Raw genomic sequence first — 11,428 nt, 5'->3', positions numbered from 1 at the left:
TGCAAAGCTGTGAATTATGTGGTATATTAGATATAGAAAAGACAACCGCCCACAGAGGTGGGTTGCCGATAGGGTTAAGAAAAATCCGCTCCGCTACTCGTCAAAGTCATGGGGCGGTTTTTCTATGTCCGTAACTTTTTTACTTTTTGTTCTGAAAAATGAACGTAAGTAATGCTACGATAAAAATTCCAAAGGACATTAAATCCTGAAAGCTGAAATATACCATAGACATCACCTCCATTCGTAGAGAATGAAGGCAACACCACCCCGTGAACCGGTTGTCAAAAACATTTTATCATAAAATTTCAACTAAAGCAATAGAATGTTTGCTTATAAAGAGCTTCGTTAAAAAATTAAGACCTTGGCGTCAGTAAAAACTGACATCAAGGTCTTTTTGTTACGCTTTGCGTCTGAGCATATCGGCAATACGCTTTTGGTTTTCCATCGCTGTCAACGCTCTTTCATAAAGCAGCATTTGCAGCTTGCTTTTGACAGGCTGCAGCTTGGGCGAGCCTTCGATAGTGTAAACAACATTATCGTCCTTATCGGTGTACAGGCTTTTGAGCAGCGCATACTGCGTGCCATCGTTATTATACAAATAAATCTGCGTCATGCTGATTGCTGTTTTCAGCTCCGGCTTGGTAGCCTGCAGCTTAGGCAGCATTTCCTTATTGTAGCGCAGCTCGGCAGACACCAGCAAAAAAAGCTTGTCGCCCTGGCGCAATGCCTGCAAATTATCCTTATCAAGATATAAGTCGCCAGCGCTGGTGCTGGTTATTTTTTCCATGTTAGCGTTTGTATCAGTGCCTGCGCCAGCGAAGGCTGTGCAAGTGCAGGCAAGCGCAAAAATCAGCGTCAGTAAAATAAGTATTTTTTTCATCATCAAGTCCCGCCTTTGTTTATAGTAGAAGAAGCTTTTCCTTTATCATACAATTTTTGGCGCAATAAGTAAAGCAGCAAATGTGCTTGCTGTGCACGTCTCCAGGATACTGCTTTTTGAATAAATGCGCCAGAAAAATTCTTTTGTTAAAGTATTACAGGCAGCTTTGCTTTTGGCAGCATAAACTTTAACCTAATCCGCCAGAAGTCCTCCACCTCTAAGGTGGGGGATGAAGGTGGGTCTGGCGAATTTACGTAAGTAATTGAGCCGGACAATTGCTCCTTAGATAGCTTTATGATATAATCAGTCATAGAAGTGAAAGGGCTGATTATACTATGAAATTAGACAATAATAACCATTCAGTGTTCTTGCTGTATTACCATCTTGTTCTGGTAGTAAAGTACCGTCGTAAGGTGTTTTCCGACCAGATGAGCCAATATGCAAAAGACATATTTGTTCGCATAGGCTCTTCATATAACATCACATTGGAAGAATGGAACCATGATCAAGACCATGTACATATCATGTTTCGTGCCCATCCTAATACCGAGATGTCGAAATTCATCAACGCTTACAAAAGTGCCAGTTCTAGGCTAATCAAAAAAGATTTTCCAGAAGTTAGGCGTAAATTGTGGAAAGAAATGTTTTGGTCAAGAAGCTATTGCTTGCTGACGACAGGCGGTGCTCCTATTGAGACAATTCGTAAATACATAGAAAATCAAGGCAGGTGATTATAGTGAATAAGGCATACCGATACAGGCTCTACCCGACAATTGAACAGAAGATTATGTTTACCAAGACTTTCGGCTGTGCCAGATTCATCTATAACAAGATGCTTGGAGATCGTCTTGATTACTATAAGGAAACAGGCAAGAGGCTTAACAATACACCTGCACAGTACAAGAAAGAATTTCCTTGGCTGAAAGAGGTTGACAGCCTTGCTCTCGCCAATGCCCAAATAAACCTGAACAAGGCGTATAACAACTTTTGGAGCAATAGGAAGCATTTTGGCAAGCCACACTTCAAGTCGAAGAAAACAGGTCATGCTTCATATTCTACGAACAACCAACATGGCTCAGTAAGAATCGAGGGAAACAAAGTCAAGCTGCCTAAAATAGGCTTGGTGAAGCTGTGTCTGCATCGTCCATTGATGGAGAATAGCACCATAAAGACTGTAACCATAAGCAAAACACCGTCAGGAAAATACTATATCAGCATTTTGGTGGAGTATGAAAACCAAATACTTCCCATTATACCGAAGAATTTTCTTGGATTGGATTTTGCTATGCACGGGCTGTATGTTGCTTCCGATGAGGACAATGCCGATTATCCAAATTTCTTACGGGAAGCCGAAAAGAAATTGGTCAAGGCACAAAGAAAACTCTCCAAGAGACAAAAAGGGAGCCGTAACAGGAATAAACAAAGACTGCGTGTGGCTGTACTCCATGAGAAAATTGCTAATCAACGCCGTGATTTTCTGCATAAGAAAGCTCGTTATCTTGCAGACTGCTATGATGCGATTGGCATAGAGGACATTAGCGTAAAGGCCATGGCGAAGCGAAAGAAGGGTGGCAAGTTCAGCTTTGGTAAATCCATATCCGACAATGTCTGGAGCATGTTCACAAGTATGCTGGAATACAAACTTGCATGGCAGGGTAAGCAACTTATCAAGATAGACAAATGGTATCCAAGCAGTCAGCTATGCCATGTCTGTGGCTACCAGAACAATGACACCAAAGACTTATCTGTGCGGGAATGGGATTGCCCTAAGTGTGGCAGTCATCATAACCGTGACAAGAACGCTGCAATAAATATTAGAGAAGAAGCTAGGCGAATATCTGCCTAGCGTAACTCATAAAGTACCGTGGGTCGCACGGGAATCTACGCCTGTGGAGAGAGTGTAAGTCGCCATAACTCTTCGGAGTTAGTGGTGCTGTTCTCGCTGAAGCAGGAAGCTCCCGCTTCTATAGGCAGGGGTACGTTCACATTTACTTCATGCTTTTACTCTGCTATACTATAATTGTACAAGCGTTGAGGAGGTGCAGTCATGCCATTGGAATATTATTTTATGCTGGCGGGTATAGTCCTGCTGCTGATAGAATTTGTGGTGCCGGGCTTTGGTATTTTCGGTGTCAGCGGCATGGTGTGCCTGACAGTCGGCAGCTTTTATGTTTTGGGCGGCAATGCCTGGGCGGCGCTGGTGCTTTTGGCAGTGTATCTGTTTTTGGTGCTGGTGATTACCCTGCTGTGCGTGTATCTGCCCAGAGAAAGCAAGTATAATCCCTTTGTGCTGTGGACGCGCCAAAAGAACAGCGAAGGCTACACCGGCGGTAAAAACTGGAGCATGCTGGTGGGCAAAAGAGGCAGGGCCTTGACTACGCTGCGTCCTGCAGGCACGATTCTGGTGGACGGCAAGCGTCTTGATGTGAGCAGCCAGGGAGATTATATCGAAAAGTCTGCGCCCGTGATTATCGTGCGGGTAGAGGGCAGCAAAATTTTTGTAGAACAAACGAAGGAGTGACATTATGGATGTATTATTCAGTATGATTTTCGGCAGTGGCTTTGTAGTAGTTTTGGCCATTGTCGGTATAGCAATTTTTCTTAACTTTGTGCCGTTGGGCCTGTGGATTTCCGCAATTGCTGCCGGCGTTAACGTAGGCATCTTCAACCTTATCGGTATGCGCTTGCGCCGCGTGCCCGCGTCGCAGATTGTGCTGCCGCTGATTAAGGCCAACAAGGCTGGCCTGGACGTCAACGTCAACCAGCTGGAGGCGCATTATCTGGCAGGCGGTAACGTTGACCGCGTTATTGATGCTTTGATTGCAGCCCACAGAGCGCAGATTGAGCTGAGCTTTGAGCGTGGCTGTGCTATCGACCTGGCAGGCCGTAATGTACTGGAGGCTGTGCAGATGAGCGTTAACCCCGAGGTTATCGAAACTCCGGTAGTAAGCGCTGTTGCCAAGGACGGCATTGAGCTGAAGGTTAAGGCGCGCGTAACCGTGCGCGCAAACATTGACCGCCTGGTAGGCGGTGCCGGCGAAGCAACGATTATTGCACGTGTCGGCGAAGGCATTGTCACTAACGTAGGCTCCAGCGCCGACCACAGCAAGGTGCTGGAAAACCCTGACTATATTTCCAAAACAGTTTTGGATAAAGGCCTGGATGCAGGTACTGCTTTTGAAATTCTTTCTATTGATATTGCGGATGTAGATGTAGGCCGTAACATCGGTGCTGCGCTGATGACCGACCAGGCGGAGGCTGATAAGCGCATTGCTCAGGCACGCGCTGAGGAACGTCGTGCGATGGCTGTGGCCAAGGAGCAGGAAATGAAGGCCTATACGCAGGAAATGCAGGCGAAGGTTGTGGAAGCACAGGCTAAGGTTCCGACAGCTATGGCGGAGGCGCTGGCTAACGGTCGTTTGGGCGTAATGGATTACTATCGCCTGAACAACATTCAGGCAGATACGCAGATGCGCCGCACGATTGCTGAGGTAAGTCCGGAGGGCGAGGAAAAGCCTGAGGGCAGTAAATAAGCGAGGTGTAGCTTATGGGTGATAATTTAATCCCTCTGCTTTTTGTCATCGTAATGCTGGCCAATGTGTTTTTGGACAGGCGCAAACGCCGCAGACGCAGGCAGCAGCGGCAGGAGCTGCCGCAGGAGCCGCAGCCGACGCAGGCAGAGCAGCAAGCGCAGGCTAAGCCTAAAGACCTTGCTGCCGAATTTGAACGCCGCCTGAAAAAGACGACGGAAGCGGCGCAGGCGCGCCAGCGTCAAAACAGCCGCGAAAGCGGCGTAGTGCATGACGGAACGCGCGTAAGGCGTGATGACGACAGCAGAGTTCACCGCGACGGCGAAGCAATGCATGACCACACCGGCAGGATTCACCGCGAAAACGAAGACCTGGTGCATGACAAGGGGAAGGTTTATTACGATCCCCACGGTGATTACAGCTACGATGAAGCGAAGATGAACGCTGCTGCGGCAGCGTTTAATGCGCGCTACGCGCAGGCGCAGCCTGCAGCGAAAAAGCGCGTCAAGCTGAAGCATGCGGCGCTCGTCAACGGCATTATCATGGCAGAGGTTTTAGGAAAACCGCGCGCTCTCAACCCCTATGAGGAGCGCTGATTTTAGATTCTCGCAAACAGTAAGGAGATGTTGCAGAATGCTGGAAAAGCTGGATTTGAGTAAAAAAGTGTCCAAGGAAGATTATAACAAGCAGATGGATGTGCTGGGTGAACGCCTGGGAAAGGCACAGCGCCTGGCTCGTGACGCTAAAAGACCGATTATCATCGTTTTTGAGGGCTGGCGCGGAGCGCGCCGCAGTGCGCTGATTAACGAAATGATGCAGCAGATGGATGCCCGCGGCTTTAATGTTTATTCCAGCGTGCGTTTGCGCGGCGTAATGCAGGAGGAACCGTTTTTCAGTGCTTTCTGGAAGCGTTTGCCGGCGTCAGGACATATTGCTGTTTATCATCGTAGCTGGTATTATCTGAAAAATGCCAACGAGCTGGCGGATAAAGAGGATAACACCAAGTATCCTGCTGTTTCCTTTGAGCATATCAACAACTTTGAAAAAATGCTTACGGACGATAATTATCTCGTGCTCAAATTTTTCCTGCATCTGTCCCCGGAGCAGCAAAAGAAAAATATCGCCAAGAATGCCAAAACACTGGGCAAGGCGTGGCGTGACCTGAATCCTGCGATTGATGAAAGCGAAGATTACGATAAATTTTTGCCGCATTACGAAAAAATGCTGGAGGCTACTGATACAGTCAACGCTCCCTGGCATCTGATTGCCGACGATGATCCGCGCAGCGCGCGTCTGGAGGTTTTCACCAAGATTGCGGATGCTATCGAAAAGGCTGTGCAGATGCCTGCCGAGCCTGCTTCCGATAAGCGCACCGCGGCAACCTATGATGTGCTGAGCACGATTGACGCCAACAAGGAGCTTACCAAGGAAGAATATAAGGAAAAGCTCGAAAAGTACCAGAAAAAGCTGACACAGCTGCAGATTGAAATGTTCAAGGCGCAGATTTCGGTAGTTATCGGCTTTGAGGGCTGGGACGCTGCCGGTAAGGGCGGCGCTATCCGCAGACTGACGGCGGCACTGGACCCGTTGGGCTTCCATGTGCACCCGATTGCGGCGCCGAACGTGGTTGAAAAGCAGTTCCATTATCAGTGGCGCTTCTGGACCAGACTGCCGCAGCCGGGCACCATAGCAATTTTTGACCGCACCTGGTACGGTCGTGTTATGGTAGAGCGCATCGAAGGATTTGCTAAGCCGCAGGAATGGCAACGCGCCTACGATGAGATTAAGGATATGGAGGCGCAGTGGAGCGAGCACGGTATCGCCATTGCCAAGTTCTGGCTGCAGATTGACAAGGATGAGCAGCTGCGACGCTTCAATGATCGCCAGAATGACCCCAATAAGCAGTGGAAAATTACGGACGAGGATTGGCGCAACCGTGATAAATGGGATGCTTATGAAGCAGCAGTAAACGAAATGCTGGTGCGCACCGACACCTCGTACGCACCGTGGACTGTGGTTGAGGGCAACAATAAATATTATGCCCGCTTAAAGGTTTTGAAAACAGTTATCGATTTGTTTGAACGCAAATTGGCAGAAAAACATCAGTAAAATACAAGAGGATATCAGCGTAATCTTGCGCTGATATTTTCTTAATACATTATAGATACTCAGAGAGGAAATGCTTTGTCCTGGATAATCAAAAACTATATTAAAGAAACAAGAGAAAATGAAACCGGCGCGCAGGTGTATCCGCCAGGCTTACGGCATCCGGTAGCGTTTATTTACCCCAACGTCTACCATTTGGGCATGTCGAACCTGGGAATGCACATTTTGTATCAGATGATTAACGAGCGCGGTGACAGCGCCTGTGAACGCTTCTTTTTGCCTGACAAACGCCTGCAGCAGGAGCATATCAAAAGCAAAACACCGCTGCTGAGCCTGGAAAACCAGCGTCCGTTGGCAGATTTTGATGTTATCTTCGTCATGCTGTCCTTTGAAATGGATTATGATAATCTGCTGACGGTGCTTGATTTGGGCAATATCCGCCTGCGGGCGGCGGAGCGCAATCAGCGCGAGCCTTTGGTGATTATCGGCGGTCCCTGTGCTACATTTAATCCCGAGCCGCTGGCTGCTGTGGCTGACGCCTTTGTTATCGGCGAGGGCGAGGAAACAGTGCAGCACGTTCTGGATACCATCTACCGCGAGGAAAGCAAGCAAGAGCGTCTGGCGGCGCTGGCACAGGTGCCGGGTGTTTACGTTCCCAGCCTGTATACGGCGCAGTACGATGATGAGGGCGAGTTTACCGCCCTGCTGCCGCAGGACGGCGCGCCTGCGAAGGTTGCGCGCCAGTGGGCGCGTGATATCGACGCATATCCGCACACCTCTGCTATCGTGACGAGCGGAACGGAATTTGAGGATATGTTTATCGTCGAGGTAGCGCGTGGCTGCGGCCGTCACTGTCGCTTCTGCATGGCAGGCTACTGCTTCCGCAAGCCGCGTCCGCGTAAGCTGGAAAATATTTTGGCAGATATCGCCAAGCGTCCCGAGCGCACGAAAAAGGTGGGCCTGATGGGCGCTGCCGTTTCCGACCATCCGCAGATGGCAGAGCTGACGGAATACCTGGTAGAGCATAAGATACCGTTTTCTGTGGCCAGCATGCGCGCCGATATGCTCACGGAGCAGATTGCGCATGCGTTGGCGCAGAGCGGCCAGCGCACAATGACCGTAGCGCCGGAGGCAGGCAGCGAGCGGATGCGCGCTGCGATTAACAAGGGCATTACGGAGGAGCACGTTTATAATTCTATCGAATTGGCGGCTGCTGCCGGAATGCGCAACATCAAGCTGTATTATATGATCGGTCTGCCGGGAGAAGAGGACGAGGATATCGTCGAAACGGTGGAGATGATTAAACGCGTGCGTGCCAAAATGGACGCAGTGGGCAACAAGGGTGAGCTTGTTATTTCAGTCAACGGCTTTGTGCCCAAGCCCTTTACGCCGTACCAATGGGCGCCGCTGTGCAATGTGCGCACGCTGAAGAAGCGCTTCAAAATTTTGGGCGACGGCCTGAAGAAGGAAAAGCGCATTAAGCTGATTACCGAATCGCTGAAGGAAACCGTTGTGCAGTCCGTGCTGGCGCGTGGCAGCAGACGTATCGGCGAAGCGCTGCTGAAGGCGCATGTGGAAGGCCGCAGCCTGAAGCAGGTGCTGAAGGAGGAGGGCTTGGATGCCGAGGAGCTGGCGGAGCGCGAGCTGCAGGTAGGCCAGCCGCTGCCCTGGCAGCATCTTGATATGGGCGTAACGCAGGAATATCTTGCGGCCGAGCTGCAGCGCAGCGAAAGCGGCAAATTTACGCCGATGTGCTTTGACGGCTGCCGTCGTTGCGGTGTCTGTCGGGAGTAAGGCGGGCGTGCGGCTTGGACTGTGAAATAACTGCCGCTAAAAAAATGGCTTAAATGACGAATTCAGTAAAAAATTAAGCATCCCTACACTTTTTGCAGTAAAAGTGTGGGGATGCTTTTGCTTTTTTACGCTATAATGATGCTGAGGAATACAGCTTTTGCTGCTTCGTGAAGTGGTAACAACTCTTCCGTCTGCTCGCTGATGCTTGCAGCCACCTCCCCTTGCAGGGGAGATATAAAGGAATTGCCCAATTTATCCCTGAAATGCAAAAAACCTGCTCTTTTCAGAGCAGGTCAGCTTGTAAGAATTAAGCCATAGCGTTGATTCTCTTTGCAAGTCTGGATTTTTTGCGAGCTGCAGCATTCTTATGGATAATGCCTTTGCGAGCTGCTTTATCGAGCAAACCGGAAGCAGTAGCCATAGTAGCTTGAGCGTCTTCTTTAGCGCCGGTTTTAGTCAGAGCTTCTACTTTGCGGGAAGCATTGCGGAGAGCTGCTTTAATCGGAGCGTTTTTAGCACGACGTTCTGCGTCGGTCTTTACACTGCGGATGGAAGATTTAATGTTCGGCAACGAATTTCACCTCCTGAATTTTCTTGTACTGCATTATTCTACCACGAATGCGAGCATTATGCAAGAGAAAATCACAAATATGCCTGCCTGTTCCTGTAAAAAATATTTTGCGGACGCTTGACCTGGAGCTGACTCCAAATGTTAAAATAATAGCAGGAAGTATGAAAGCAATTCTGGCAGGAGGTTAGCGAGATGAAAATAAACGAAGTAAGCAAAATGTATGACATTACAGCGGATACGTTGCGTTATTACGAGCGTATCGGCTTGGTTCCAGCTGTGAACCGTAACGAAAGCGGCATTCGTGACTACACCGAAACGGACTGCAACTGGGTAAATTTTGCCAAATGCATGCGTGCAGCAGGTATTTCGGTTGAAAGCCTGATTGAATATGTGGCGCTGTTTCAGCAGGGCGACAAAACAAGGGCGGCACGCAAGGAAATTTTAATCGAGGAGCGCGCCAAGCTGCTGGAGCGTATGGCGCAGATGCAGGAAACGCTTGATAAGCTGAATTATAAAATCGACAATTATTACAAATGCGTTGAATTTGAGGACACTAAACTGAAATAAAACGCAGTACTAGGAGAGATGGCACCGAGCTGTCTCTCTTTTTAGTTTACAGGCTTTGCCGTATAATGGTATAATAATTAGTACTAATAAAACAGGCTCAAGCCAAAAACGGCCTGAAACAATACATTTTAATGAAGGAGCAGGAAGAGTATTTTATGATTGAACAAAATCACATTCGCAACTTTTCTATTATCGCCCATATAGATCATGGCAAGTCTACCCTGGCGGACAGATTGATTGAATATACAGGAACGCTGAGCAAGCGTGAGATGGAGGAGCAGATTCTCGATTCCATGGATTTGGAGCGTGAACGCGGTATCACCATCAAGGCGCAGGCTGTGCGCAGCATTTACAAGGCGCGCAATGGTGAGGAGTATATGCTGAACTTTATCGATACCCCGGGCCACGTAGACTTTACCTACGAGGTTTCGCGTGCACTGGCAGCGTGCGAGGGCGCACTGCTGGTTATTGACGCTACTCAGGGCATTGAAGCGCAGACGCTGGCTAACGTTTATCTGGCGCTGGATAATGATCTGGAGATTATCCCGGTTATCAACAAGATTGATTTGCCGAGTGCTGACCCGGAGCATGTTAAAAAAGAAATCGAGGACGTTATCGGTATTGATGCGTCCGACGCAGTTTTGTGCAGTGCCAAGACCGGCATTGGCATCGAGGACGTGCTGGAAGCAATCGTAGCGCGCGTACCGGCACCGCAGGGCGACGCGGAAGCGCCGCTGAAGGCCTTGGTGTTTGACTCCAAATTTGACGCTTACAAGGGCGTAGTTTTATATGTGCGCATTATGCAAGGACGTCTGCGCAAGGGCATGAAGATTCGCATGATGGCAACCGGTGCGGAATTTGATGTTACCGAGGTCGGTTACTTTAAGCCCGGCATTGTCAATGTTGATGAGCTGGAGGAAGGCCAGGTAGGCTTCTTTGCTGCCAGCATTAAAAACGTTAAGGATGCACGCGTAGGCGATACCGTAACCGATGCCGATAATCCTGCCGAAAAAGCGCTGCCTGGTTACCGCAAGGCTACGCCGATGGTATACTGCGGTCTGTATCCGGTAGAGAATTCTGATTACGATAACCTGCGTGATGCTTTAGAAAAGCTGCAGCTGAACGATGCTTCTCTGGTATTTGAGCCGGAAACATCTACCGCGCTGGGCTTTGGCTTCCGCTGCGGCTTTTTGGGACTGCTGCACATGGACGTTATCAAGGAGCGTTTGGAGCGTGAATATAATCTGAGCCTGATTACTACCGCACCGAACGTTATTTATGAGGTGTTCCGCACCAACGGCGACGTTGAAATGGTAGATAACCCGTCCCTCTTCCCGGATCCGACTGTTATCGACCATGTTGAGGAGCCTTTCGTTAATGCGACCATTATTGTGCCGAAGGATTACGTCGGTGCTGTTATGGAGCTGAGCCAGGAAAAACGCGGTGAATACGATAACATGACTTATCTTGATGATACCCGTGTAATGATTCATTACGCATTACCGCTGAGTGAGATTATCTTTGACTATTTTGACCGTCTGAAATCCGCTACCCGCGGTTATGCTTCTTTGGACTACGAGCTTTCCGGTTACCGCTATTCCGATTTGGTGAAGGTAGATATCCTGCTGAACGGCGAGCCTGTCGATGCGCTTTCCGCGATTGTGCATAAGGAATTTGCTACCGTTCGCGGCCGTCAGCTGGTTGAAAAGCTGCGCAGCCTGATTCCACGCCAGATGTTTGAAATTCCGGTACAGGCAGCAATCGGCAACAAGGTTATTGCCCGCGAAAACGTTCGCGCAATGCGTAAGGACGTATTGGCGAAATGCTATGGCGGCGATATCAGCCGTAAACGTAAGCTGCTGGAAAAACAGAAGGAAGGTAAAAAGCGCATGAAGCAGGTTGGCAGTGTAGAGCTGCCGCAGGAGGCATTCATGGCGATTCTGAAAATGGACTAAGGCTTAGCGCCTGGTCGATAGTGTC

Annotated in this window: 12 protein-coding genes; 9 read left to right on the top strand and 3 right to left on the bottom strand. The window is 49.1% G+C overall.

Annotation, left to right across the window (positions count from 1 at the left end):
• Nucleotides 1–139: 139 nt before the first annotated feature.
• Both Q0G26_RS11430 and Q0G26_RS00245 read right to left on the bottom strand, forming a co-directional pair.
• A complete protein-coding gene (locus Q0G26_RS11430) occupies nucleotides 140–199 on the bottom strand; it encodes a putative holin-like toxin (protein WP_366517707.1) in 60 nt (19 codons plus the stop codon).
• A gap of 198 nt (nucleotides 200–397) precedes the next feature.
• A complete protein-coding gene (locus Q0G26_RS00245; RefSeq protein ID WP_293827437.1) occupies nucleotides 398–883 on the bottom strand; it encodes a hypothetical protein in 486 nt (161 codons plus the stop codon).
• 332 nt (nucleotides 884–1,215) lie between these two features.
• On the opposite strand from Q0G26_RS00245, the gene tnpA reads away from it, so the two are divergent.
• From tnpA to Q0G26_RS00210, 7 genes are all read left to right on the top strand, one after another.
• Nucleotides 1,216–1,611, top strand: coding sequence for an IS200/IS605 family transposase (gene tnpA / locus Q0G26_RS00240; protein ID WP_288190702.1), 396 nt, complete (start codon nucleotides 1,216–1,218; stop codon nucleotides 1,609–1,611).
• A complete protein-coding gene (locus Q0G26_RS00235) occupies nucleotides 1,611–2,726 on the top strand; it encodes an RNA-guided endonuclease TnpB family protein (protein ID WP_366517706.1) in 1,116 nt (371 codons plus the stop codon). Before tnpA ends, Q0G26_RS00235 begins: the two co-directional genes overlap by 1 nt.
• A 201-nt stretch (nucleotides 2,727–2,927) precedes the next feature.
• The gene (locus tag Q0G26_RS00230) at nucleotides 2,928–3,401 is read left to right on the top strand and encodes an NfeD family protein (RefSeq protein ID WP_293827429.1); all 474 of its coding nucleotides are present in this window, start codon (nucleotides 2,928–2,930) and stop codon (nucleotides 3,399–3,401) included.
• A gap of 4 nt (nucleotides 3,402–3,405) precedes the next feature.
• Nucleotides 3,406–4,413 carry a flotillin-like protein FloA gene (floA, locus tag Q0G26_RS00225; RefSeq protein ID WP_293827426.1) on the top strand — a complete coding sequence of 336 codons (1,008 nt, stop codon included), beginning with the start codon at nucleotides 3,406–3,408 and terminating at the stop codon, nucleotides 4,411–4,413.
• Between the two features lie 14 nt (nucleotides 4,414–4,427).
• Complete coding sequence (locus Q0G26_RS00220; RefSeq protein WP_293827424.1) at nucleotides 4,428–5,006, top strand: hypothetical protein; 579 nt, start codon at nucleotides 4,428–4,430, stop codon at nucleotides 5,004–5,006.
• A gap of 37 nt (nucleotides 5,007–5,043) precedes the next feature.
• Nucleotides 5,044–6,519 carry a polyphosphate:AMP phosphotransferase gene (pap, locus tag Q0G26_RS00215; protein WP_293827421.1) on the top strand — a complete coding sequence of 492 codons (1,476 nt, stop codon included), beginning with the start codon at nucleotides 5,044–5,046 and terminating at the stop codon, nucleotides 6,517–6,519.
• Nucleotides 6,520–6,594: 75 nt separating this feature from the next.
• Complete coding sequence (locus Q0G26_RS00210; protein ID WP_293827418.1) at nucleotides 6,595–8,310, top strand: radical SAM protein; 1,716 nt, start codon at nucleotides 6,595–6,597, stop codon at nucleotides 8,308–8,310.
• Between the two features lie 307 nt (nucleotides 8,311–8,617).
• Here the strand turns inward: Q0G26_RS00210 and rpsT are convergent, their stop codons facing one another.
• Nucleotides 8,618–8,881, bottom strand: coding sequence for a 30S ribosomal protein S20 (gene rpsT / locus Q0G26_RS00205; RefSeq protein ID WP_021720869.1), 264 nt, complete (start codon nucleotides 8,879–8,881; stop codon nucleotides 8,618–8,620).
• 192 nt (nucleotides 8,882–9,073) lie between these two features.
• On the opposite strand from rpsT, the gene Q0G26_RS00200 reads away from it, so the two are divergent.
• Entirely contained in the window at nucleotides 9,074–9,448 is a 375-nt protein-coding gene (locus Q0G26_RS00200; RefSeq protein ID WP_293827416.1) for a MerR family transcriptional regulator, read from the top strand.
• 155 nt (nucleotides 9,449–9,603) lie between these two features.
• Nucleotides 9,604–11,403 (top strand): translation elongation factor 4, encoded by a 1,800-nt coding sequence (gene lepA, locus Q0G26_RS00195; RefSeq protein WP_293827413.1) that lies wholly within the window; start codon nucleotides 9,604–9,606, stop codon nucleotides 11,401–11,403.
• Nucleotides 11,404–11,428 lie beyond the last annotated feature (25 nt).

Source organism: uncultured Phascolarctobacterium sp. (assembly GCF_934190775.1).
GTDB lineage: Bacteria > Bacillota > Negativicutes > Acidaminococcales > Acidaminococcaceae > Phascolarctobacterium_A.
This window is presented reverse-complemented; position numbering and strand designations above follow the sequence as displayed.

Bases quoted from the DNA above. Each gene is read 5' to 3' on its own strand.
- tnpA (WP_288190702.1), top strand. From the start codon at position 1,216: ATGAAATTAGACAATAATAACCATTCAGTGTTCTTGCTGTATTACCAT.
- pap (WP_293827421.1), top strand. From the start codon at position 5,044: ATGCTGGAAAAGCTGGATTTGAGTAAAAAAGTGTCCAAGGAAGATTAT.
- Q0G26_RS00200 (WP_293827416.1), top strand. From the start codon at position 9,074: ATGAAAATAAACGAAGTAAGCAAAATGTATGACATTACAGCGGATACG.
- Q0G26_RS00245 (WP_293827437.1), bottom strand. From the start codon at position 883: ATGATGAAAAAAATACTTATTTTACTGACGCTGATTTTTGCGCTTGCC.
- Q0G26_RS00230 (WP_293827429.1), top strand. From the start codon at position 2,928: ATGCCATTGGAATATTATTTTATGCTGGCGGGTATAGTCCTGCTGCTG.
- Q0G26_RS00220 (WP_293827424.1), top strand. From the start codon at position 4,428: ATGGGTGATAATTTAATCCCTCTGCTTTTTGTCATCGTAATGCTGGCC.
- floA (WP_293827426.1), top strand. From the start codon at position 3,406: ATGGATGTATTATTCAGTATGATTTTCGGCAGTGGCTTTGTAGTAGTT.
- lepA (WP_293827413.1), top strand. From the start codon at position 9,604: ATGATTGAACAAAATCACATTCGCAACTTTTCTATTATCGCCCATATA.